The 24,404-nt window shown below is 57.2% G+C and carries 19 protein-coding genes and 1 pseudogene; 1 reads left to right on the top strand and 19 read right to left on the bottom strand.

All coding sequences use genetic code 11. The features are described from left to right. Positions 1 to 55: 55 nt before the first annotated feature. The gene (pruA, locus tag CCB157_RS02160) at positions 56 to 1,597 is read right to left on the bottom strand and encodes an L-glutamate gamma-semialdehyde dehydrogenase (RefSeq protein ID WP_077614286.1); all 1,542 of its coding nucleotides are present in this window, start codon (positions 1,595 to 1,597) and stop codon (positions 56 to 58) included. Between the two features lie 182 nt (positions 1,598 to 1,779). Between pruA and CCB157_RS02155 the strand changes: the two genes are divergently transcribed. Then, complete coding sequence (locus CCB157_RS02155) at positions 1,780 to 1,995, top strand: hypothetical protein (RefSeq protein ID WP_077614285.1); 216 nt, start codon at positions 1,780 to 1,782, stop codon at positions 1,993 to 1,995. A 240-nt stretch (positions 1,996 to 2,235) separates the two neighbouring features. On the opposite strand, the gene CCB157_RS02150 is transcribed toward CCB157_RS02155, so the two are convergent. From CCB157_RS02150 to purB, 18 genes and pseudogenes are all read right to left on the bottom strand, one after another. Next, positions 2,236 to 3,411, bottom strand: coding sequence for a CamS family sex pheromone protein (locus CCB157_RS02150; protein WP_077614284.1), 1,176 nt, complete (start codon positions 3,409 to 3,411; stop codon positions 2,236 to 2,238). A gap of 13 nt (positions 3,412 to 3,424) precedes the next feature. Next, positions 3,425 to 5,428, bottom strand: a complete 2,004-nt coding sequence (gene ligA / locus CCB157_RS02145; RefSeq protein ID WP_077614283.1) for an NAD-dependent DNA ligase LigA — start codon at positions 5,426 to 5,428, stop codon at positions 3,425 to 3,427. Between the two features lie 13 nt (positions 5,429 to 5,441). Then, positions 5,442 to 7,658 carry a DNA helicase PcrA gene (gene pcrA / locus CCB157_RS02140; RefSeq protein WP_077614282.1) on the bottom strand — a complete coding sequence of 739 codons (2,217 nt, stop codon included), beginning with the start codon at positions 7,656 to 7,658 and terminating at the stop codon, positions 5,442 to 5,444. An 81-nt stretch (positions 7,659 to 7,739) separates the two neighbouring features. Then, a complete protein-coding gene (gene pcrB, locus CCB157_RS02135; protein ID WP_077614281.1) occupies positions 7,740 to 8,471 on the bottom strand; it encodes a heptaprenylglyceryl phosphate synthase in 732 nt (243 codons plus the stop codon). A 650-nt stretch (positions 8,472 to 9,121) separates the two neighbouring features. Continuing rightward, a pseudogene (locus CCB157_RS02130) lies at positions 9,122 to 9,415 on the bottom strand (YerC/YecD family TrpR-related protein); the annotation flags it as partial. Between the two features lie 317 nt (positions 9,416 to 9,732). After that, the gene (locus CCB157_RS02125; protein ID WP_158077171.1) at positions 9,733 to 10,779 is read right to left on the bottom strand and encodes a DUF3048 domain-containing protein; all 1,047 of its coding nucleotides are present in this window, start codon (positions 10,777 to 10,779) and stop codon (positions 9,733 to 9,735) included. 97 nt (positions 10,780 to 10,876) lie between these two features. Then, positions 10,877 to 11,479 (bottom strand): adenine deaminase C-terminal domain-containing protein, encoded by a 603-nt coding sequence (locus CCB157_RS18285; protein ID WP_369688650.1) that lies wholly within the window; start codon positions 11,477 to 11,479, stop codon positions 10,877 to 10,879. Next, complete coding sequence (locus CCB157_RS02120) at positions 11,389 to 12,597, bottom strand: amidohydrolase family protein (protein WP_369688649.1); 1,209 nt, start codon at positions 12,595 to 12,597, stop codon at positions 11,389 to 11,391. The genes CCB157_RS18285 and CCB157_RS02120 overlap by 91 nt, the downstream gene beginning before the upstream one ends. 369 nt (positions 12,598 to 12,966) lie before the next feature. Continuing rightward, the gene (gene purD / locus CCB157_RS02115) at positions 12,967 to 14,259 is read right to left on the bottom strand and encodes a phosphoribosylamine--glycine ligase (RefSeq protein ID WP_077614303.1); all 1,293 of its coding nucleotides are present in this window, start codon (positions 14,257 to 14,259) and stop codon (positions 12,967 to 12,969) included. A 113-nt stretch (positions 14,260 to 14,372) separates the two neighbouring features. Then, complete coding sequence (purH, locus tag CCB157_RS02110) at positions 14,373 to 15,908, bottom strand: bifunctional phosphoribosylaminoimidazolecarboxamide formyltransferase/IMP cyclohydrolase (protein ID WP_077614279.1); 1,536 nt, start codon at positions 15,906 to 15,908, stop codon at positions 14,373 to 14,375. After that, positions 15,908 to 16,516 (bottom strand): phosphoribosylglycinamide formyltransferase, encoded by a 609-nt coding sequence (purN, locus tag CCB157_RS02105; protein WP_077614278.1) that lies wholly within the window; start codon positions 16,514 to 16,516, stop codon positions 15,908 to 15,910. The genes purH and purN overlap by 1 nt, the downstream gene beginning before the upstream one ends. After that, positions 16,513 to 17,547, bottom strand: a complete 1,035-nt coding sequence (purM, locus tag CCB157_RS02100) for a phosphoribosylformylglycinamidine cyclo-ligase (protein ID WP_077614277.1) — start codon at positions 17,545 to 17,547, stop codon at positions 16,513 to 16,515. Before purM ends, purN begins: the two co-directional genes overlap by 4 nt. A gap of 152 nt (positions 17,548 to 17,699) precedes the next feature. Next, on the bottom strand, positions 17,700 to 19,124 hold the full coding sequence (gene purF / locus CCB157_RS02095) for an amidophosphoribosyltransferase (protein WP_077614276.1): 1,425 nt from the start codon (positions 19,122 to 19,124) through the stop codon (positions 17,700 to 17,702). Next, positions 19,094 to 21,328, bottom strand: a complete 2,235-nt coding sequence (gene purL, locus CCB157_RS02090) for a phosphoribosylformylglycinamidine synthase subunit PurL (RefSeq protein WP_158077170.1) — start codon at positions 21,326 to 21,328, stop codon at positions 19,094 to 19,096. The genes purF and purL overlap by 31 nt, the downstream gene beginning before the upstream one ends. Next, the gene (gene purQ, locus CCB157_RS02085; protein ID WP_077614275.1) at positions 21,309 to 21,995 is read right to left on the bottom strand and encodes a phosphoribosylformylglycinamidine synthase subunit PurQ; all 687 of its coding nucleotides are present in this window, start codon (positions 21,993 to 21,995) and stop codon (positions 21,309 to 21,311) included. The genes purL and purQ overlap by 20 nt, the downstream gene beginning before the upstream one ends. Next, on the bottom strand, positions 21,992 to 22,243 hold the full coding sequence (purS, locus tag CCB157_RS02080; RefSeq protein WP_077614301.1) for a phosphoribosylformylglycinamidine synthase subunit PurS: 252 nt from the start codon (positions 22,241 to 22,243) through the stop codon (positions 21,992 to 21,994). The genes purQ and purS overlap by 4 nt, the downstream gene beginning before the upstream one ends. Continuing rightward, a complete protein-coding gene (purC, locus tag CCB157_RS02075; protein ID WP_077614274.1) occupies positions 22,240 to 22,953 on the bottom strand; it encodes a phosphoribosylaminoimidazolesuccinocarboxamide synthase in 714 nt (237 codons plus the stop codon). The genes purS and purC overlap by 4 nt, the downstream gene beginning before the upstream one ends. A 146-nt stretch (positions 22,954 to 23,099) precedes the next feature. Continuing rightward, positions 23,100 to 24,395, bottom strand: a complete 1,296-nt coding sequence (purB, locus tag CCB157_RS02070; RefSeq protein WP_077614273.1) for an adenylosuccinate lyase — start codon at positions 24,393 to 24,395, stop codon at positions 23,100 to 23,102. Positions 24,396 to 24,404: the final 9 nt, after the last annotated feature.

Raw genomic sequence — 24,404 nt, 5'->3', positions numbered from 1 at the left:
AAACTTCACAGCAAAACCCTCTCCCGGAACGAGAGAGGGTTGTATCTTGGGGCGTTTACAATTTTTCCGTGTACGTTTTCGCTTCCATGAAGTTCAAGAGATAATCGGGGCCGCCGGCTTTCGCATCCGTGCCGGACATCTTGAAGCCGCCGAACGGTTGGTAACCGACGATCGAGCCGGTGCACCCGCGGTTGATGTACAGGTTGCCGACTTGGAAGTCGCGGCGGGCGCGGGCGATATGTTCGCGGTTGTTCGAAATCAGCGAACCGGTCAAGGCGTATTCCGTATTGTTCGCAATGGCGAGCGCTTCGTCGAAATCCTTGGCTTTGCAGAAGGCGACGACCGGGCCGAAAATCTCTTCCTGCATCAGGCGATCCGTCGGTTTCAGGCCGGCGAAAATCGTCGGTTCGATGAAGAAGCCTTTGGAATCATCGACTTTGCCGCCGAGGACGAGCTCGCCTTCTTGTTTGCCGATTTCGATGTATTCCGCGATTTTATCGAACGCGGCTTTATCGATCACCGGCCCCATATAGTTGCCGTCCTTCGGTTCGCCGACGGTCAGCGTCTTGGCGAGTTCCACCGTCTTCTTCAGCACGTCGTCGTAGACGTCTTGATGGGCGACGACGCGCGAGCAGGCGGAACATTTTTGGCCCGCATAGCCGAACGCGGAATAAACGATCGATTGTGCCGCGAGATCGAGATCCGCATCTTGATCGACGACGATGGTGTCCTTGCCGCCCATTTCCGCAACGACGCGCTTGAGCCAAATTTGGCCTTTTTGAACTTTCGCGGCGCGTTCATAAATGCGCGTGCCGACTTCGCGGGAACCGGTAAAGCTGACGAAACGGGTTTTCGGGTGATCGACGAGATAGTCGCCGACTTCCGCGCCGCTGCCCGGAATGTAGTTGACGACGCCGGCCGGCAGACCCGCTTCTTCCAGCACTTCAACAAATTTAGCGGCGACGACGGGCGTGTTGCTCGCCGGTTTCAAAAGCACCGTATTGCCGGTGACGACGGCGGAGACGGTCATGCCGCACATGATCGCAAGCGGGAAGTTCCACGGCGGAATGATGACGCCGACGCCCATCGGCTGATAAAACATTTCATTGTGTTCGCCGGCTTCCGCGAGCATTTCCTGCGGGCGGCTCAAGCGCAGCATTTGCCGGGCGTAATATTCCATGAAGTCGATGGCTTCGGATGTATCGCCGTCGGCTTCCGCCCAGGGCTTGCCGGCCTCGAGCACCATCCAGGCGGAAAATTCGTGTTTGCGGCGGCGAACGATGGCGGCCGCTTTAAAGAGGATGTCCGCGCGGTCCCGCGGATCCCATTTTCTCCAAGATTCAAACGCTTCGAGCGCGGTTTGCATCGCTTTTTCCGCAAGCTCTTTGTTGGCCTTCGAGACGGTGCCGATGACCTCATCCTTCTTCGCCGGATTGATCGATACGATTTTTTCTTCGGTCGTGATGCGTTCCCCGCCGATGATGAGATCGTAATGCTTGCCGAGTTCGGCTTGCACTTTATCAAGCGCCGCTTGAATGGCCGCTTTATTTTCTTCCTTAGAAAAGTCATACGTCGGTTCGTGCCGATATGGTATCACTTTGAAAACCTCCCTTTTAAAGCGGTTTCAACACACCGGAAAAATTTTACGGGACGGTACCCAATCTCTGTTTCATACAAATTTATTATATCGTACTTTTCAAGGGCATTCAATTTTGCGGAAATTTCTACCATTTGGTGTGTCGGCATAAAACCGCATCCGCCTCCAAAGGATATACTTGTATGTTCAATCCGGATGAAAGGGGAAGCAAAATGGCCGACGATGGCAAGAGAAAAGACTTTCGAGACGGCAACGACAACAACGGGCAAAGCCGGATAAAGGTGCACGGCGGTGAATCGCGAAACGGGCGTCTGAGCGCGTTAAAAAACCACAACGTCCACGGTGAAGGCCTTCCGAACGAGTATGTCGCAAAGCCGAAGGATGATGACGCGACATAATGGCAGGCCGACCATGCGATGTGGGATCCAGCCCCGCGCCTAGCGATCCGCGGCGGCCGTTGGGTCCCGTTTTTCTCCAAACAAGCGCTTTTTCTCCCATTTTCTCCGAACGGTCACCCCATGGTTTTGCAAATGGGTATTGTATTATTCGGGCCGATGTTCCATTCGTTTAATGGACTGACGGCCGCTTTTTCATTTTGAAATAAAAAAAGCGGGAACAAGTCCCGCTGGGACCTCCCGCTATTGATACAATTTATAGATGTGCACGAACGGTTTGTCCATATCCGGCTGCTTGACGATGATGGCCTCCGGCTGATCGACGGAATTGATGTAAATTTGAACGGGCAGGTGTTGCGAAAATGGGAACCGGCTTTGCAGAAGCGAGGAGACGTAATTGGCGAACGAAATCACTTCGGTCTTGTCGTAAAAGCGAATGTTGATCGTCACCGTCAGCTCGCTGAGCTCGCCGTCTTTATAGAAGCCTTTGCCGATGATGCCGATGGAATTCGGGAAATATTTTTCCACATCCTCTTTAAACTTGGCGAATTTGGCGCTGTCCGTTTTGTATTTATCATCCGCTTCCGCCGTCGGGAACATGGCGTAATCTTCATTGACGGATTGCCATTTGCCGATGGCCGACTGGCCTTTTCCGACGAGCGTTTTCGCGTAAAAATGGCCGGGAACGTATGAACCGGGCGGCGCTTCGATGTAGAGGGCAATGAAAATCGGCACATTCTCCAGCCCCTTAATCTTCCGAACGCGTTCCAAAACCTTCTGCGCGTAGGTCTTGCCCTCGGCCATCGCCTTGCTCTTATCCAACGTGACGTCAGCCGTGTACGTCTTTCCGTCTTTTTTATTATAAAGGCTTTCTGTATAAACGGAGTTTACGGATACCGCCAAAGAAACGCCGCCGAGTTTGTATGAATTATCGCCGGCCTTAACCAAGTAATCTTGCTCGAGCACATAGCTGAGCACCTTGGGGTGAGCGGAGGCTTGTTCCCCCAAGTCCTTGCCTTTGCCGAGCGGCGGATTCAATCCACCGGGATGGGCTTTGTCGCCCTTTCTTGAGAGCATGTCATCGATGACGTTCGGTTTGATGTAATTGCCCTGCTGAAAATAATATTCATCGGGCTTAAATGCGTCTTTCGACAGGCGCATTAAGCCTTCTTCCATTTCATCGATATCGACGCGGTTGTCGACGCCATACTGAATGTATCCGCGCAAATCGCTTGATTGGTCGGCGTGAATCGTCCGGTAATCTTGGCTGCTTTCTTGAGGAATGACCGTCACTTTTTGTCCGCCTTTGGAAGAACCTTTAAGGACTTGGCCTTCCTTTTGGGCAGACCAGGGCGCCGAGCAGGCGGTCATTGCCAACAGGGTGCAAGCGATTGCGACTCCCAATATCTTTCCTTTCAACACGTTCCACTCCTCACGATTTTAAGGCTTCCAAAAAACGCGCTTCATCCCATACTTCAACGCCCAATTCGCGCGCTTTCGAAAGCTTCGAACCCGCGTCGGAACCGGCGATGACGAGATCGGTCTTCCGGCTCACGCTGCCGGTGACCTTGCCGCCGCGCCGCTCGATTTCTTTTTGCGCTTCGCCTCTCGACATGGCTTCGAGTTTGCCGGTGAGGACGACGGTTTTACCGTTAAACGGCGAGTCGGCGGCGCTTTCGTCCGACGGGGCCGGCCCTTTATAGGCCATATTCACTCCGTGGGCTTTCAACTCATCGATAAGCGCCAGACAGTCCGGATTGTCAAAGAAAGTGCGAATGGAGTCAGCCATTTTTTCCCCGACTTCATCGACGGCGAGCAATTCCTCTTTCGTCGCGGCGATCAAGCGATCGATGTGGCCGAACGCTTGAGCGAGCGTCTTGGCCGCCTTTTCGCCGACGTAACGAATGCCGAGCCCGAACAAGAGGCGCTCCAATGAATTTTCTTTCGATGCGGCGATCGCCGCCAATAAATTATTCGCGGATTTGTCGCCCATTCGCTCCATTTTAATTAAATCCTCATATTTTAAGGCATAAAGATCGGCGACATCGTGAATCAAATCCCGCTCGAACAATTGCGTGATGACCTTTTCCCCGAGTCCTTCAATATTCATCGCATTGCGCGAGACAAAATGGATCAGCCCTTCGCGGATCTGCGCCGGACATTTTGGATTGATGCACCGAAGGGCCACTTCCCCTTCCAAACGCACGAGTTCGCCTTCGCATTCCGGACAGCGGTCGGGCATCCGATACGGCACCTCGTTTCCGGTCCGGCGATCGAAAAGCACTCCGACGACTTCGGGAATGATGTCCCCGGCTTTATGGACAATGACGTGGTCTCCGATGCGGATGTCCTTTTCGCGAATGAGATCTTCATTGTGCAAGGTGGCGCGGCTGACCGTCGTCCCCGCGACTTGAACCGGCTTCAGCACCGCGGTCGGGGTGATGACGCCGGTGCGGCCGACGGTGAGTTCGATGTCTTCCAACGTCGTGACGACTTCTTCGGCCGGGAACTTATAAGCGATCGCCCAGCGCGGGCTTTTGGCGGTAAACCCGAGCCGTCTTTGCTGGTCGAGGTCATCGACCTTGATGACGATCCCGTCGATGTCATAGGCGAGTTCGGGCCGCTTTTTCGTCCAATAGTCAATATAGTCTAAGACGTCGTCGATGGTCGCACAACGCCGCCACTCGGGATTGGTTTTCAACCCCAACGCTTTCAGCCATTCCAGCCCTTCGCTGTGCGTTCTGAGCGCGCGGCCGGGGGCCGAGCCGATTTGATAGAGAAAAATGTCGAGCTGGCGTTCGGCAGCAATTTTCGGATCCAGCTGGCGGAGCGAGCCGGCCGCAGCGTTGCGCGGGTTGGCGAAAAGGGTCTCGCCTTCGGCCTCACGTTTCTTATTGAGGCGCTCGAAGGAACGCCTCGGCATGTACACCTCCCCGCGCACTTCCAAATCGACGGGTTCTTTCAATCGGAGCGGGAGCGAACGGATCGTCTTCAAATTTTGGGTGATGTCTTCACCGGTCGTCCCGTCCCCGCGCGTCGCGCCCAATACAAAGAGTCCCTCCTCATACGTGAGCGAGACGGCGAGCCCGTCGATTTTTAACTCGCACACATACGACACCTCATCGCCGACCGCTTGGCGGACACGGCGGTCGAAATCGCGCAAGTCCCCCTCATTAAAGGCATTGCTTAAGCTGAGCATCGGCGTTTTGTGCGTCACTTTCTTAAACGCCTTCAGCGGCTCGCCCCCGACGCGCTGGGTCGGGGAATCGGGGGTGACGAGTTCGGGATAACGGGTTTCCAGTTCGATCAATTCTTGCATCAACCGGTCGTATTCGCTGTCCGGCACGCTCGGATTGTCGAGCACATGGTATTCATAGTTGTATTTATCAAGGAGTTCTCGCAATCGCCGCACGCGATCCGTTATGTTCTTATCCAAGCGGATTTCCTCCTTAATCTACCTTTTCAATAGGCGCAAATGAGGCGAGCACCCGTTTGATGCCGGTCGGTTTCGGGAAAGCGATGTCGAGCTCGAGGGCGTTTCCTTCCCCTTTGACCGACACCACCGTGCCTTCCCCCCATTTTTTGTGGCGCAAGCGATCGCCGACCGACCATTCCGTTTCCGGATTGACGTTTTTCTTGGAGGCTGCGGGGCGCGAAACCGCCCTCGGCATGCCCGGCGTCCGGTCAAAAAAGCCGACGCCCCATGCCGAGGACCCGTCCGCTTCGGTCTTCTCGATCAAATGATCGGGAATTTCTTCGATAAACCGCGATTCGGGATTCATGTTGGTGGTGCCGAACAACGTCCGCAAGCGGGCGTTCGTGAGATACAGCCGTTTTTCCGCCCTCGTGATGCCGACGTAGGCGAGGCGGCGTTCTTCTTCCATTTCTTCGTCCTCGCTGAGAGAACGGATGTGGGGGAAGACGCCTTCCTCCATGCCGGCCAAAAAGACGACGGGAAACTCCAATCCTTTTGCGGCGTGAAGCGTCATAAGCGTCACGCCGTCATTCGGCGCCCCACCCGCTTCTTCTTCGGCTGCATAATCACTGTCCAAGGCGAGCTCCGTCAGGAAGGCGACGAGCGATTTGTCATCGTTCTCCGCTTCAAACGCCTTCGTGACCGACAAAAATTCGTCGAGGTTTTCCAGCCGGCTCTGCGCTTCCAGCGTCCGCTCATCTTTTAAAGCTTGGCGGTAACCGCTTTTGTCGAGCACTTCTTCGACGAGCTCTGTGACGGACAAATATTCCTGCATGCGCGACCAGTTGAAAATTTGCTCGGCGAACGCCGACAGCGCGGCGGCCGCCCGCTTGGAGACGCCGGTCATCTCGATCTCCTGAATCGCGCCCATGAGCGAAAGGTCGTTTTCCAATGCGTACTCGGCCAACTTATCAAGCGATGCAGCGCCGATGCCGCGTTTCGGCACGTTGACGATGCGGGCGAAGCTGATGTCGTCGTCGGGATTGGCGATCAAGCGCAAGTACGCCAGCAAATCTTTGATTTCCTTGCGTTCATAGAATTTGATGGCGCCGACCATCCGATAGGGGATGTTGGCTTCCATGAGCATTTCTTCAATGACGCGCGATTGGGCGTTCGTCCGATAGAGGACGGCGATGTCTTGATATTTGAAGCCTTCTTTGCTCAGTTCTTTGATTTTGCCCGCGATGTAGCGGCCTTCATCCCGTTCGTTGTCGGCGCGGTAGTATTCGATCGGCCGGCCGTCCTCGTTTTCCGTCCACAATCTTTTCGGCTTGCGGTTCACGTTATGATCGATGACCGCGTTGGCCGCTTCCAAGATTTTTTTCGTCGAGCGATAGTTTTGTTCGAGCAAAATCACTTTGGCATCCGGGTAATCTTTTTCGAAATCGAGGATGTTGCGGATATCGGCGCCGCGCCAACGGTAAATCGATTGGTCCGAGTCGCCGACGACGCAGAGGTTTCGGAACCGTCCGGCGAGGAGATTGACCAACGTATACTGGGCATGGTTCGTATCCTGATATTCGTCAACATGAATGTATTGGAATTTGCGGCGATAGTACTCCAGCGTTTCAGGCACACGCCGGAACAGATGAATCGTCGTCATGATCAAATCGTCAAAATCCAGCGAATGGTTTTTCAACAGCCGCTTTTCGTATTCGAAGTAGGCGTCGCGGACGATTTCTTCATAAGGCCCTTTCGCCGTTTTCGCAAAGTCTTCAGCGGTTTTCAGCTCGTTTTTCGCCGCGCTGATCGTGCCGAGGATGGCGCGCGGATTGAATTTTTTTGAATCGATGTTCAAATCGTTCAGGATTTGCTTCATCACCGACTGTTGGTCGGTCGAATCGAGGATCGTAAAATTCCGGTTGATGCCGATGCGGTCGGCGTCGCGGCGCAGGATGCGCACGCACATCGAATGGAAAGTGGACACCCAAAGGTCATCCGCGAGCGGCCCCGTCAGCTGGCGGAGGCGGTCCTGCATTTCCTTCGCCGCCTTATTGGTAAACGTGATCGCGAGGATATTCCACGGGGCGACTTCTTTCTCAATCAAAAGATAAGCGATTCGGTGAGTGAGCACCCGCGTCTTGCCGCTCCCGGCGCCAGCCATGATCAAAAGCGGCCCCTCCGTATGTTTGACCGCTTCCCGTTGTTCAGGGTTCAAACCGTTTAACAAATTGTCCGCCAAATCTTGCACGTTCGTTTCCTCCCTATGTAAGCAAGACGCCTTTGGCGCCTCTTTTTCCAGGCGTTTGCCGTTCGCTCATTTGGCGGTATGTCAAGCATTGTCGCCGTCCGGCAGAGGGTTCGCCCCACGGGCTTTGACGTTTTTGACAGCCTCCACCGTCTCAAGCGCCGCCTTCAGATCGGTATAAATCAGATTGCCGACGACCACGGTATCCGCATGGCGCGCCATTTCCGCGGCCTTGTCCGGGCCGTCGATGCCGCCGCCGTAAAAAAGCCGGGTTTGGGCCAAGAATTTTTTCACCTGTTCCACGACCGCCGCATCGCCGTAAGCGCCGCTGTATTCCAAATAGAAAATCGGCAAATGGAACAAACGCTCGGCGAGAATCGCATAGGCGACGATGTCGTCCGCGTCAAGGCCGGTGCGCGCCCCCGTCAGCTCCGCCACTTTCGCATCGGGATTCAGGACGCAATACCCTTCGGCCGTCACCTCGTTCCAATGGATCGTATCGCGGAACGTTTTTACCGCTTCATGGTGGCGGCCGACGATCCAATCGGCCGACGCCGCGTTCAGAACGGTGGGAATGAAATAATGGTCGAATCCCGGGGTCACCGCTTCAAGCGTCGAAATTTCGAGCGCGCAATCCACGCTGTAACGGCGAACGCGGCTCAATAGGTCCAACGTGTTGTCGAGCGTGACCCCGTCGGTGCCGCCGACGATGATCGCGTCGGTCCCCGATTCGCACAGGGCTTCCAAGGCCTGATCATCTATATCTTTATTGGGATCCAGTTTAAACACATGCTCCCATGCTTCATACAGGTTCATCGTTCATCCTCCCAAGACACTCTAGAAGGATTTTAACATAAAACCGGGTGCTTTTCCGCCATGCCGAAGCGGGAAATCCCGGAAGCGGCCGGCATTCTTTTATCCGGCTTCCCGAGGATCATTTGCAGGTTGAAAGGTTTAAGCGGATGCGTTTTTTAAATAAAAGGAAGACCTATGGAAAACCTGGTCCTGTTTGCATTCTGTTTCATTTTCCTCGAATGCATGCCGTTATACATTGAAGGAGCGGCCCTCTCGATGCCTCCCCGGGAAGGCAAAGATGACGGCGCAAGGGGACGCGGGCAAAAAAAAAGCGCGAGCCGGCGCCGCGCGAAACGTTAGTAAGGTATGGGGGCGAAAAGCGAGCGGCCGCCGCCCGGTTCGAAAGCCGCGGCCGAACGGGAGGGAAAACGCGGGGCGGGAAATATAAAAGCGCGTCTCTTTAAACAAACGGCCGGGGGTTTTGCGCCCGGCCTCGACGCACAGCCCTTATCTGCCAAGCCGTTCTCATGATCGACCGGCATACGAATCGGTCAGACGTCTTGTCCGCCTTTTGATTCCACGGCCGCTTCGCCGGCGGCCTTCACTTCTTCGCCGTCGGAGCCCGCTTGCTCGGGCCCATTTTCCGGAATTCCTGATTGTTGCGAATGCTCTTCTTTGTTTCGTATCCGCGAGAGCGTCATTTGATAGCCGTCATTGCCGAACTTGATGCAGCGCTTGACGCGCGAGATGGTCGCGGCGCTCGCGCCGGTTTCTTTTTCGATTTTTTGATAGGTATACCCGTCGATGAGCATGCGCGCGACGTCATAGCGCTGGGCGAGCGATTGAATTTCGCCCATCGTGCATAAATCATCGAAAAACCGATAGCATTCTTCAATGTCTTTAAGGGATAAGATCGCTTCAAAGAGTTGATCTAAAGCCGGTCCGCGCAGTTTGTCGATTTGCATGAAAGACCATGCCTCCTTCCGCAGATGTCTGGATGAAATTTATCATGAGTCGGGTGCAAACGCTGGGCCTTGTGGTTCCCGGATAGATCAAAGACTTATCGTATGGAATGGCCGCGTCGGCGCGTCCGCCGCGCATCGGCCGATCGGATGTTTGGATTTTCTTTCATCCGGCAAGATAAAAGGCGGCCCGGCCCACGCCCCGGCGGCGGGCCGGGCAGGCCAAACGGTTTTAGCACGGATCTCCAAACAAGAGTTTCTCGCAAAAGTGGTTCATTGTCCATCCGTCTCGGCGCGGGGCGCCGCAAGCCGCACGCTTTTCAGCCTTTCTGTCCGTCAATCTTGACGACGTGAGCCAGCCCTGGGTCGGATTCGACGATATGGATCCAGGTCCGGCCGGGCACCCATTTCAACGGGCGGTCACCGTCATAAGGCAGAAGGCGTCCATCGACGTTTTTCCAAGTGACGGCGCGCCATTTTCCCTTTTGAAACAAGTAAGCAGGCCCGCCCGACTTTAAATCGATGGTGCGGCGGTACGCATCGATGAAACGGTGATCGGCGCTGACGACAAACACATTGGCCGCCGTGACGGGGGTGTTCGTCTCCCGGTCCCGCATCGGCTCCCCATTCACTTCGCGGTAGTACAAACCGTCTTCCGAATTGTAATTGTAGCCGACGACATAGTCATTTGAATAGGTGATCGTCATTTTTTGCGCCGGTTCACCCGGGATGTTTTTCTCTTCATCGCTCTTATAAAACGGGAGCGCAGCGAACGTCTGCGTCAGGGGAAAACCGCTTTCTTCCGCGCCTTTTATAATATTTTTGTAGGGGATGTAGGAATTGTGCGGCGCCTTTCGAAACGCGACCCGTTTGAACCACGTGCCGTCATGATACAGCCCTTGAATGTAGTCGGTACCGCCGGACTCCAGCATTTTCTTGGCGTCCGGACTCCAACCGTGGGCGACATAGATGGCGCCGTAGCCGTTGTTCAATTCTATAAAGTAGGGACGGGCGCTGCGCACCGGGCCGATGACATCGGGCGTTTGGCTTTGGAAAATCGCGAGAAAACGGGTGATGCGCCCCTCCGTTAACGCTTCATAAACGATATCGGCTTTATACAGGCCGGACTGCGGCCGTGCCTGGCTGTGGTTGTTCACCATGACGCCGACGGCGCGGCGATGAAGACCTGCTTCGTCCGCCGGCAGGCCCGTCAGCGGATAGATTTCCGTCTTCTCCGCCACATTCGGCCTTTCAGAAGGCTTCGTAATCCGCTTTTTTTGGCCGTCAAGCGTTTCGCCCCGACACGCGGAAAGCAGCAATACGGCGATCATTAGCCCCCCGACCATGCGGCGCCGACGCTGATTCATTAAACTCCCTCCGGTTCGTCTCAAATTCGCCATCCGGCGTGTTCAGGTCATGACAAACTGCAAAACATCCAAAAATCAATCATCGGATCGGCCGCTTTTATCGCTCGATCGCCGGAACGAGGACTTCCCGCTTCATGACGTCGACCAATCCCCGCTGCGTCAATCGGATATAAGGCAAATGGGTGGCGGACAAAAACAGCAACGTATAGACGGGATCGGCGAAGCGGTATCCGCGCGCGCGCAAAAGCGCGGTCAGCGCCCGCTCTTCCTCCATCAATTCAGGGAGCGGTTTATCGGACACCCACCCGCGGATCGCCAGAGGGATTTCCGCGAGCACCCGGCCGTCTTCCACGAGCACCATCCCGCCGCCGATCGCCTTCATTCGTTGGAACGCCGTCACCATGTCGGTCTTGTTTTTCCCGATCAATAGAATATCCCCGGTTGAGGAGTAGCTGCTGGCAAATCCGGCGATCCGGTCGCCGAAGCCTTTGAGCCATGTGCTCAATTTCCACCGGCCGTCCCTGCCGTACAGCGTGAGATAATGGACGCCTTCAGGCGGTTCTTCTCCAACCGGCGCTTCCGCGGTGAACGGCTGTGTGATGACCGCGTTCACCATGTCGATGCCGACAGGAGTATCGGGTTCGAGCTCGGCCGGATCCAAATCCCAATCGATGGAAAACCCGCCGAGCGCCTCGCACACGGATAGGCCGGTTTCCGGATAGCACGGCGCGCGTCCCGCTTCACCCAACGGCCTTTGGCCAATATCGAAACCGGCGTCGGCTTATCCTTCGCCTCAAGGATGTTGATATGGGCCAACCGGCCGGGCGCGATTTCTCCGACCATGCGGTGGATCCCGTAATGGCGCGCGGGGTTGGCCGTCGCCATAAGATAAGCCTCGATTTCGGGCACGCCTTGTTCCAGGGCGATTTCCACCGTGCGATCCATGATGCCTTGTTCGTAAAAGGCCGGCGTTGAGCCGTCCGTGGTCATGTACAAGCGATCGAAATGTTTCACCCCGCGGGCGAGCAAATCTCTCAAGATGTCCGGCAGATCGGGGCGGATCGACGAGTAGCGGAGCGACGTGGACAGACCGAGACGGAGCCGGCGCCAAGCTTCTTCACCGGTCATCGCTTCGTGGTCGCAGTCCACGCCCAAGAGTTCGAGCTGCGTCAACGTTTTTTCCGAAGCGCCGGGCAAATGGCCTTCGATCGTTTTGCCGGCCTTTTTCGTCGCGATCATCCACTCGAGGATATCGTCGTCTCCTTGCAGCACGCTCGGCCAGCCCGTCAGTTCTCCGCCTTGGATGACGAGCGGATGCTCGAGCCATTTGCGGATGCGTTCACTGTTGAACGGCTGATCGCGCAGCAACGTCTGGGCATCATAACGGCACCACCAAAACCAAGTCGTCGGTCCGTCCGCCAGCCGTTCAACGATCGAAAACGCATCGTCATCCGACAGCTCCGTGAAAAAGACAAGATTGTCGGCGATGAGCGTCGTCGTCCCTCTTTCGGCGGCGTAAGCGGCAAACGTCCAAGGATTATATAGTTGGAACGGGTGGGCATGCGGCTCGATGTAACCGGGAACGAGCACATATCCGGAACAATCGATGATTTCGGTGTCCGCCGATTCCAACGGCATTCGTTCGCCGACATAGACGATACGGTCGCGATCGATCCAAATGTTCGCCCGCTCCCACGCCTTGAGCGATGCGTTGAGATATTCGGCGCCCGACAGCACCAACGTCGGCGCCGCTTTGCCGGCGACGATCGCCGCCTGCCGCCGAAGCGCTTCGCGATCCCATGGAAAATAAAAACCCATCTTAGTCCCCCCAATTGTTAATGACTCGCGTCCGCTGAACTTCCCCGTTTGCAAACATTCCGTCATTTCCCATTATACACTTTCATGCTGTAAAGCACGAATGTCTTTATCAATTGGATGTGAAAAAACCGAAGCGGGATGTCCGCATGCGGCCGAACGCCGTGACATGCACTTAAAAAATGGAGCCGCCGCGGCCGAATCCGTTTGCGCCGCAACGGTTTACGATGCGATGGGGGTGTGAGATGGGGCTGTGCGCGACGGCCTTCCTTGCTTTTTCTGAGTAAAAAAAAGAGAGAGCCTAAAGCCCCCTCGCCACCATTCACTTCTCGATGTTAGAGATTCTCTATAAAACTTGTACCTTATTGGCCGTCATCCGTTCCGAACCGTTGCGGAAAAGCCCCCATTGGTTTTTAAAGCGCGCCAGCCGATGTCGCGGCGGAAAAAGAGGCCGGGCTGCTTCAGTTTCTCGGCTTCGGACCGCGCTTTTGCCGTCGCTTTGCATAACTCGGCATCCCTGCACGCAACGAGCAGGACGCGGCCGCCGTCGGCGATCCAGCGTCCGTCTGCCCTTTTTGTCCCCGCATGGAACACGAGCGTTTCTTTTTCCAACGCATCTAAGCCTCTAATGACCGCGCCTTTCTGATAGTCTCCGGGATAGCCTTCGGAGGCGAGAACGATGCCGCACACCGCCCGATCGCTCCATGTCAGCTCCGGCTCTTCGCCCCGCGCGATCGCCAGCAGCGCGTCAAACAAATCCGATTCCAGACGGGGCAAGACCACTTGCGTCTCCGGATCGCCGAAACGGCAATTGAATTCAATCACTTTCGGGCCTTCGTTCGTCCACATCAACCCCGCATACAAGACCCCGCTGTACGGCCGGCCTTCTTTCACCAACGCGCGCGCGACCGGTTTCAAGATGCGTTCGACGGACACGGCGACGGCGTCGCCGGGAAGCTGCGGAACGGGAGAATAAGCGCCCATCCCGCCGGTATTCGGGCCTTGATCCCCTTCATAAACGCGCTTATGGTCTTGGGCGATGACCATCGGATACACGCGTTCCCCGGAGACGAAGGCCATCAAAGAAAACTCCTCCCCTTCGAGATAATCCTCAATGACCACCGCCGCGCCCGCGTGGCCGAACACTTGGTTTTCCATCATGTCGGAGAGGGCGCCGAGCGCTTCGTCCACCGACATCGCCACGGTGACGCCTTTGCCCGCGGCCAGCCCGTCCGCCTTGATGACGATCGGCGCCCCCCGCCTTTTCACATAGTCGACCGCCGCCTCATAATCTCGAAACGAGGCGTAATCCGCCGTCGGAATGCCGTATTCTTTCATCAGCCGTTTCGCGAAGGATTTGCTTCCTTCGATCATCGCCGCGGCTTTTGACGGACCGAAAATCGCCAAGCCCTCCGTCCGGAAGCGGTCGGCGATCCCGTCAACCAACGGCTGCTCGGGGCCGACGACGGTCAAAGCGATCGCCTCTTTTTTCGCGAATTCGATCAAACGATCCCATTCATTCTCATGGATGGGGACGCGGCGGGCCACATTCGCCATCCCGTCATTGCCCGGAGCCGCGAAAATTTCTTCGACTTTATCGCTTTGGGCAAGTTTCCAAGCGATGGCGTGCTCGCGTCCGCCTCTCCCGATCACCAACACTTTCACGCCCATCCCCCCAAGCGCGTTTTTCATGCGTCGCCGTTTCGGCCACGCGTGGTAAAGCATCGACTGTTTTCTTCTCTTTGGCTTCCGCTTCCTTTATCCTCAGCAAAACATTCTTAGTGTTTAAAATGGCGGATGCCGGTGAAGACCATGGCGATGCCGTATTCCTCGGCCTTGTCGATCGCGTCTTGATCGCGAATCGATCCGCCGGGCTGGATGATCGCCGTCACGCCGGCCTTCGCCGCTTCTTCGACCGTATCGGGCATCGGGAAAAACGCATCGGAAGCCATGACGGCCCCTTTGGCCTCGGCGCCGGCTTGCTGGATGGCGATCCGCGCCGCTCCGACGCGGTTCATCTGTCCCGCCCCCACGCCGACGGTCCGGTCGCCTTTAACGAGCACAATGGCGTTCGACTTCACATGTTTGACCGCTTTCCATGCCAAGGCCAGGCTCCGCATCTCTTCGGCGGTCGGCCGCCGCTTCGTCGGATAACTCAGGCGGGCGTCGTCCAGCCCCAATCGATCGGCATCCTGGATCAATAGACCGCCGCTGACGGACGTGAGCACGCGATCATCTTTGTCCGCTTCCGCCATGTTCACGGTCAGGAGGCGGATGTTTTTCTTCTTGGTCAAGATCGCCAAAGCTTCGGGCGTGAATGCCGGGGCGATGATGATTTCCAGGAAAAGCTTGGCCATTTCCGCAGCGGTCGCCGCGTCGATCGGACGGTTCGCGGCGATGATTCCGCCGAAGATCGAAACGGGATCCGCTTCATAGGCTTTGGCGTAAGCTTCTTCAATCGTTTCTCCGATTCCGATGCCGCACGGATTCATGTGCTTGACCGCGGCAACGGCCGGGCGGTCAAATTCGCGGACGATCTGGAGGGCGGCATCGGCGTCGCGGATATTGTTATAGGATAGCGCTTTGCCGTGCAGTTGCACGGCGGCGGCGATCGACCGGTCGTCCGCAAACAATTCTTTATAGAAAGCGGCCTCTTGGTGCGGATTTTCGCCGTAACGAAGCGCTTGTTTTCTTTCAAAGGTGAGCGTCAATGTCTCCGGGAAGCGTTCCCCGGTTTGTTTCGTCAAATAGTCCGCAATCACAGCGTCATAAGCGGCGGTGTGGCGAAACGCCTTGGCCGCCAGCTTTTGTCTCAGCTCATAAGACGGCTCGCCATTTTCCCGCCATTCACGAAGAACGGCATCATAATCCGCCGGATCGCACACCACGGTGACGCGGGCGTGGTTTTTTGCCGCCGATCGCAACATCGCGGGCCCGCCGATGTCAATGTTTTCAATCGCCGTTTCATATGCGACGCTCGGATGGGCCACGGTTTCTTTAAATGGATAAAGATTGACGACGACGAGATCGATCGGCTGAATGCCTTGCGCTTTGATGGCTTCGGCATGGCCGGGATTGCGCAAATCGGCGAGCAGGCCGCCGTGAATCATCGGATGGAGGGTTTTCACCCGGCCGTCGAGCAGTTCCGGAAAACCCGTCACTTCCGCCACCGGAGTGACGGCCACTCCGGCAGCTTCCAAGGCCGTTTTCGTGCCGCCGGTCGAAACGATTTCAAAGCCGAGCTCAACAAGGGCTCGGGCGAACGGGATTAATCCGCTTTTATCCGATACACTGATGAGAGCCCGTTTGGCCATCAGAACATCCGCTCCTTCGCATAAGTGATCCCCATTGGGTTTTCCTTCTTCAACAACCGGGCCAACGTCTCCGGATACAAAACGTGTTCCACCCGATGGATGCGTTCGGACAGCGTCTCGACGGTATCTCCCTCCAAAATTTCCACCGCGCGCTGGGCGATAATCGGCCCGCTGTCGATGCCACTGTCCACATAATGGATCGTCACCCCGGTCACCTTCACCCCCGCTTCAAGCGCGCGGGCGATCGCGTTCCGCCCTGGAAACGCGGGCAAAAGCGACGGATGAATGTTGACGATGCGCTCCGGATAAGCGTTTAAAAGCGTGGGGCCGATGAGGCGCATATAGCCGGCAAGCGCGATGAACGTCACGTCCTTCTCGTGAAGCCGGGCCAATACCGCCCGTTCATAGGCGGCCTTGTCTGGAAAGGTCTTCGGCGCGGCGACAAAGACCGGGATGCCCGCGGCTTGCGCCTTGGCGACGACCGGAGCGCCGGGTCTGTCGCAGACGAGCAAAACGACTTCGGCCGGGATTTGCCCGCTGTGCGCGGCGCGCACGATCGCTTCGAAATTGCTGCCCGTTCCCGAGGCGAACACGGCCATCCTTCTCATAAGCCCGTTCCCTCAATCCGGAGGCCTCCGCCCGTAATCACTTCGCCGATCCGGTAGGCCTTCTCGCCGTGTTCGATCAAGTGGCGGACGGCCGCATCGGCATCCTCCGCACGCACGGCGATGACCATGCCGATGCCCATGTTAAAAGTGGCGTAGAGATCATTGGCGGTCAGTCCCCCTTTTTCCCGAAGGAAAGAAAAGATCGCCGGAATCGGCCAGGTGCGGGCATCGACGAGAGCGCCGAGGCCTTTCGGCAACATGCGCGGAACGTTTTCATAAAGCCCGCCGCCCGTGATGTGCGCCATGCCCCGGATTTCGCAGTCCCGCATGAGGGCGAGCAACGGCCGGACGTAAAGGCGCGTCGGCCTCAGGAGCTCGGCGCCGAGCATGCGCCCGGTCGGAGGAAACGGCTCATCGTAGCGAATGCCCGCCTCGCGCACGATCTTGCGGACGAGCGAAAAGCCGTTGCTGTGCAAGCCGTCGGAAGCCAGTCCGATCAGCGCGTCGCCCGCCTCAATCGCTTTCCCCGTGATGCGTTTCGTTTTTTCGACCGCGCCGACGGCGAACCCGGCGATGTCGTACTCATCGGGCGGGTACATGCCCGGCATTTCCGCGGTCTCGCCGCCGATCAATGCGCAGCCGGCCCGTTCGCAACCGTCGGCGATCCCTTTGACGATTTGTTCGATTGTGTTCGGTTCCAGCTTCCCGCACGCGATATAATCGAGAAAGAACAAAGGTTCGGCGCCTTGCGTCACGATGTCGTTGACGCACATCGCGACGGCATCGATCCCGATGGTCGTATGGTCGTCCATGGCTTGGGCGACCATCAACTTCGTTCCGACCCCGTCCGTGCCGGTGACGAGAACGGGCTCATTCATCCCCGTGCGCGACAAATCAAACGCGGCGCCGAACGCCCCAATGCCGTCAAGCACCTCCGGCCGCCGCGTGCGGGCGGCATGCGCCTTGATCCTTTGTACGGCCTCGTACCCCGCCTCGATGTTGACGCCCGCTCTTTGATAGGCTTCACTCATGCGGTTCTCTCCCCTTATGTGTGTTCTTCCGACTGAAAACTTTTGTCTGAACGGAAACGCTCGGTTCTGCCGGCGGCGCCTTTGCTATGGAGCCGGCCGCTGAAGAGGCCCATGCCGACAGCGCCGGCCGTCTGGACAGGGTTAACCCGGCTTTATAGGAGCCGCTCCTTCTTGTGGGGAAGCGCCGTATCATCAATTTCCGTCGGATAGCGCCCGGTGAAACACGCGAGGCATTGCCCGCATGGATGTTGTCCGGGATCGCGGCCAATCGCTTTCAACATGCCGGGGATGCTCAAGTAGGCGAGGGAATCGGCGCCGATGAGCCGGCGGATTTCCTCGACGGTGTGATTGGAAGCGATCAGCTCGCTCGATGACGACGTATCGATGCCGTAAAAACAAGGATGCGTGATCGGCGGCGAACTGATGCGGACGTGGACTTCCCGCGCCCCGGCCTCTCGCAGCAAACGCACGATGCGCCGGCTCGTCGTGCCGCGGACAATGGAATCATCGACCATGACGACGCGCTTTCCGGCCACGACGCCGCGCACCGCCGACAATTTCATCTTTACCCCGCGTTCCCGGAGCTCTTGGGACGGCTGGATAAACGTACGCCCGACGTAGCGGTTTTTAATCAGGCCCAGTTCATATGGGATGCCGGAGGCTTCCGCATACCCGATGGCGGCCGAGATGCTCGAATCCGGCACACCGGTGACGACGTCGGCTTCGACCGGCGCTTCGTCGGCGAGCGCCATGCCGAGCCTCTTTCTTGCCGAGTGAACGTTAATGCCGTCGATATTGCTGTCCGGACGGGAAAAATAGATGTACTCCATGCTGCAGATCGCTCGCTCGTTCACGGGGCTGAAACGCTCGGACGACAGCCCCGATCCGTCGATCACCATGAGCTCGCCCGGCGCAACGTCGCGAACGTAGGTGGCCCCGATGACATCGAACGCGCACGTCTCCGACGCGACGACATAAGCGTCGCCGAGTCGGCCGAGGGCGAGCGGCCGAAAGCCGTGGGGATCAAGGGCGACGAGCAAGCGGTTTTCCGTAAGAAGAACAAAGGCATAGGCCCCCTTGAGCATGCGCAAGGCCCGTTTTACCTTCTCGATAAAATTGGAACCGCGGCCGCGCTTGATCAGATGCGCCAGCACTTCCGTATCCGATGTCGTCTGAAAGATGCTGCCCTGGCTTTCCAATTGGGTCCTCAAGGCATGCGCGTTCACGAGATTTCCGTTATGCGCGATCGCCAGCGCATCGGTCTGCGAGCGGAAGACGAGCGGCTGGACGTTCGCGTAATTGCTCTCGCCTTGCGTGGAATAGCGCACGTGCCCGATCGCGGCATAGCCTTTAAGGTCATCCAGCGCGGCCCTTGTGAACACGTCGTTGACGAGTCCCGTGTTTTTGTGAAAACGAAGGGTTTCGCCGTCGGTGACGGCGATCCCGGCGCCTTCCTGACCGCGGTGCTGCAAGCTGTGCAATCCGTAATAGGCGAGGTGGGCGGCGTTTTCATGTCCCCAAATCGCAAAGACGCCGCACTCTTCGTTCAATTCGCGGTCTTTGAATCCATATAGCATGGGAGGACTCCTTTCCACGCCTTTTCTAAACGATCGACGGCTTCATCAATGAACGCGCCGGTTTCGCCGGCAACGATCAGTCGCGGTTCGGCGGTCACTTCACCGAGACGAACGGCGTCAGCGACATGGGCCTCAAACCGTTCGGCCTCTTCGGGTTTGACGGAGACGAGAAAACGCGACTGGGTTTCATCGAATAACTCGGCGATCGCATCCCCTTGAATCCGTATGGTCGCCCCGAGTCCCGTTCCGAACAAGCTCTCACAGAGGGCGACGGCGAGACCGCCTTCGGAGAGATCGTGAGCGCTCTGAATCCGCCCGTTCCGGATTTCCTCCAAAAGCTGTTGCTGCCGCTTTTTCTCCAACTCTAAATCCAATCGCGGCGGACGGCCGAAAACGTCGCCGGTCAGGAGGCGCTGCAAGGCGCTTCCTCCGAATTCCCCGCGGGCGCGTCCGATGACATAAAGGACGTCGCCCGCTTTTTTGACCCGGCTGGTCGTGATATGATCCGGCGCCTCGATCAGGCCGACCATGCCGACGACCGGCGTGGGGTCGATGGCCCGGCGGCCGCTTTCGTTATAAAGGGAAACATTGCCGCTGACGACCGGCGTTTCGAGCGCACGGCAGGCCGCGCTCATCCCGTCGACCGCTTTTTCGAGCTGCCAAAACACCTCGGGTTTCTCGGGATTGCCAAAATTCAAGCAATCCGTGACAGCGAGCGGCCGACCGCCCGAACAGATGATGTTGCGCGCCGCTTCGGCAACGGCGATTTGCCCGCCGACTTCCGGGTCAAGCCGCAAATAGTTGGCGTTGCAGTCGGTCGTCAGCGCGAGCGCCTTTTTCGTCCCGCGGATGCGGATGACGGCGGCATCCGATCCGGGCGCGACGACGGTGTTCGTCTGCACCATGTAATCGTATTGATCGTATATCCATTCCTTGCTCGCGATCGTCGGGTCGCCGAGCAAACGATAGAGCGTTCGGGCGGGATCGAGATCGTCCGGTCGCCACGAGGGCCGGGATTGGTGGCTGCGATACGCCTCCGGCTCCTTCGAAGGCATGTGATAGACGGGCGCATCGGAGGCGAGGGCATCAACCGGTACTTCCGCGACGATGCACCCTTTGTGAAAGAGGCGAAACACCTTTTCTTCAATGACCGTGCCGACGGCGACCGCGTGCAATCCCCATTTTTTAAAGATGTTTTGCACTTCGGCTTCGCGCCCGCGTTCCACGACGAGGAGCATGCGTTCCTGCGATTCGGACAACATCATCTCATAGGGCGTCATGCCCGCTTCCCGCTGGGGAACGAGATCAAGGTTCATCTCGATGCCGACGCCGGCTTTGGAAGCCATTTCGCTCGCCGAGGACGTCAAGCCCGCCGCGCCCATATCCTGCATGCCGACGAGCGCATCGCAGCGGACGAGTTCGAGGCAGGCTTCGAGGAGCAGTTTTTCCATAAACGGATCCCCGACTTGAACGGCGGGCCGTTTTTCTTCGGAATCATCCGTCAATTCTTCGGAAGCGAAGGTGGCGCCGTGGATGCCGTCGCGGCCGGTCGCCGCGCCAACGTACATGACCGTATTCCCAATGCCGCTCGCCCGCCCGACCTGAATGTCTTCATGGCGAATCAGTCCGACGCACATCGCGTTGACGAGCGGGTTTCCTTCATAACAGTCGGCGAAGGCCACCTCGCCTCCGACCGTGGGAATGCCGACGCAATTCCCGTAACCCGCGATGCCGGCGACGACTTGTTCCAACAGATAACGGACGCGCTCGGAAGCCAAAGGTCCGAAGCGCAAGGAATTTAAAAGGGCGACCGGGCGCGCGCCCATCGAAAAGACATCGCGGATAATCCCGCCGACGCCGGTCGCCGCTCCTTGATACGGCTCGATGGCGGACGGATGGTTGTGGCTTTCGATTTTAAAGACGACGGCGAGCCCATCCCCAATGTCGACGATGCCGGCGCCTTCTCCGGGACCTTGCAGGACGTGGGGGCCGGTCGTCGGGAAGCGCTTGAGGACGGGTTTGGACGTTTTATAGCTGCAATGTTCCGACCACATGACGCTAAACAAACCGGTTTCCGTGTAATTGGGCTTGCGGCCGAGGATGGCCGTGATCCTCTCGTATTCCTGATCGGACAGCCCCATTTCGCGATATCTTTTATCTCGAAAAATCTCTTCCGGCGTCGGTTCAACGGACAAGCGCGGCACGGGATTCCCTCCAATGCTTCAAAATCGATTGAAAGAGCCTCAAACCGTCGGCCGAACCGAGCAGGGCGTCGACGGCTCGCTCCGGGTGAGGCATCATGCCGAGGACGTTGCCTTTTTCGTTCACGATGCCGGCGATGTCGCCCACCGATCCATTCGGATTGTCCCGGTATTTGAAAACGATGCGCCCAGCGGCTTTGAGTGCCGACAGCGTCGTTTCATCGCAATAGTAATTGCCTTCCCCGTGGGCGATCGGAATCGTGATCGTCTCGCCTGTTTCATAAAGCGAGGTAAACAGGGTTCGGTTGTTGACGACTTCGAGTTCGACCGGCCGGCAGATGAATTTCAGCCCGCGGTTTCGGAGCATCGCGCCCGGCAGGAGGCCGGCTTCAAGAAGAATTTGAAAGCCGTTGCAAACGCCGAGAATCGGCTTGCCCGCCTCAGCCGCCTGGACGAGCGCCGGCATGATCCGGGAAAAGCGGGCGATCGCCCCCGTGCGCAAATAATCGCCGTAGGAAAATCCCCCCGGGATCATGACCGCGTCAAAACCGTCGAGCGACTTTTCCTCGTGCCAGATGAATTCGGCTTCTTGGCCAAGATTATCGCGGATGGCGTGATACATATCCGCGTCACAATTGGAACCGGGAAAAACGATCACCGCGGTCTTCACAAGGAAACGACCTCCTCGACCTCATAGCGGTAGTCTTCGATGACCGTGTTGGCCAGAAGCTTTTCGCACATCGCCCGGATGTCGCGTTCCCCATCCGCACCGTCCGCAACAACAAATTCAATATATTTCCCGATGCGGACGTCTTTGACCCCGCTGAACCCGAGTTGATGAAGCGCCGCTTCCACCGCTTTGCCCTGAGGGTCGAGCACGCTTTCTTTTAAAGTGACAAAAACCTTTACCTTCTTCACGACCATGGCACCAGCCTTTCGAGCAGCTTTTGATACGCGGTTTCCAGATCGCCGAGGTCGCGGCGGAACACGTCTTTGTCCAGCTTTTCGCCGGTCTTTTTATCCCAAAGCCGGCACGTATCCGGAGACACCTCGTCGGCGAGAATCACTTCGCCCGATGTCGCTTCCCGCCCGAATTCCAGCTTAAAATCAACGAGCCGGATGCCGCAGCGGTCGAAATAGGCGGACAGAAGGGCGTTGACGCGAAGCGCCGTCTCGCGGATGAGCGCCACCTCATCCACGGCGGCGAGTTCCAGTTCATAAATGTGGTCTTGAGTGATGAGCGGATCGCCGAGGTCGTCCCGTTTGTAGTAAAATTCGACGAGCGGCGCCTTCAAAGGCCGCCCTTCAGGCAAACCGAGGCGTTTCGCCATGCTGCCGGCAGCGAGGTTGCGGACGACGACTTCCAGCGGGATGATGTCGACGGCTTTGACGAGCTGCTCGGTGTCCGACAATTTTTTTATGAAATGGTTGGCTACCCCGGCGTCGGAGAGCATTTGAAAGAGCAGCGCGCTGATCGCATTGTTCAGGCGTCCCTTTCCGCGGATCACCGCCCTTTTCTGCGCGTTAAAAGCGGTCGCGTCGTCTTTGTATTCCACGAGCAGTTCGCCGGCTCGGCCGGTGCGATAAACGCGCTTGGCTTTCCCTTCGTACAACAGTTCCTTTTTCATCCGCCTCTCTCCTCATCCTGTGGATCGCAAAACTCGAAAGCTCGGAAACTCGTTGGCTAGCCTATCGGGACAAGCCGACAACAAAGGGCCGCCGTTCTTTGCAAAGGCAGCGATTCCGCCTTCCGCAAACGGCGCCGGGGCCCGGTTCAGTCGAGACCGAGCCGTTTAAAGATCGCATCGACGTTTTTCAAATGGTAGGAGGGATCGAAGCAAGCCGCGATTTCCTCGGGCGGCAAATATTCGGTGATCTTCGGATCGCGCTCCAACAGTTCCTGGAACGGCGTCTCCGTCTCCCAAGCTTTCATGGCCACGGGTTGGACGCGATCGTACGCTTCTTCCCGGCTCAAGCCTTTATCGATCAGAGCGAGCAGCACCCGTTGCGAAAACGGAAGCCCGAACGTTTTTTCCATGTTGCGCTTCATGTTTTCTGGGTAGACGATGAGCGTGTCGACGAGGCGCGTGAAACGGTTGAGCATGTAATTCAACGCGATCGTCGCATCCGGCAAGATGATGCGCTCCGCCGACGAGTGGGAAATGTCGCGCTCGTGCCACAGCGGAACGTTTTCATAGGCGGTGAGCATATAGCCGCGCAAGACGCGGGCCATGCCCGTCATGTTTTCCGATCCGATCGGATTGCGCTTGTGCGGCATCGCCGACGAACCCTTTTGTCCTTTCGCGAAAAATTCCTCAACCTCGCGCGTTTCCGATTTTTGCAAGCCGCGGATTTCGACGGCGAATTTTTCGATGGATGTAGCGATCAAGGCGAGCGTCGCGATGTAATGAGCGTGGCGATCGCGTTGGAGCGTCTGGGTCGAGATCGGCGCCGGTTTTAAACCGAGCTTTTCGCACACGTAGCGCTCGACAAATGGATCGATGTTGGCGTACGTGCCGACGGCGCCGGACAATTTGCCGACTTCGATCGCAGCGGCCGCTTGCTTAAAACGCTCGAGATTTCTCTTCATCTCCTCATGCCAAAGGGCGAGCTTGAGGCCGAACGTCGTCGGTTCCGCGTGCACGCCGTGGGTCCGCCCCATCATGACGGTGTATTTGTGTTCGACGGCCCGCTTTCTCAACACTTCGATGAATCTTTCAATGTCTTTTAAGAGGATGGCATTCGCCTGTTTTAAAAGGTAGGATTGCGCCGTATCGACGACATCGGTCGACGTCAAACCGTAATGGATCCATTTTTTCTCTTCACCGAGCGATTCGGAAACGGCTCTCGTGAAGGCGATCACATCGTGCCGCGTCTCCTCTTCAATTTCGTGAATGCGTTGGACCGTAAAAGAAGCGTTGGCGCGAATTTTTTGCACGTCTTCCTTCGGGATGACGCCGAGTTCCGCCCACGCCTCGCAGGCGAGAATTTCAACTTCCAGCCAGGCGCGGTATTTGTTTTCCTCGGTCCAAATCGCCCCCATCTCAGGTCTTGTGTAACGTCCGATCATGGCATTTCC

The organism is Caenibacillus caldisaponilyticus, assembly GCF_002003465.1.
GTDB classification, from domain to species: domain Bacteria; phylum Bacillota; class Bacilli; order Bacillales; family Sporolactobacillaceae; genus Caenibacillus; species Caenibacillus caldisaponilyticus.
Note: the sequence above shows the minus strand (reverse complement) of the source record. Positions and strands in the feature narration are given on the sequence as shown.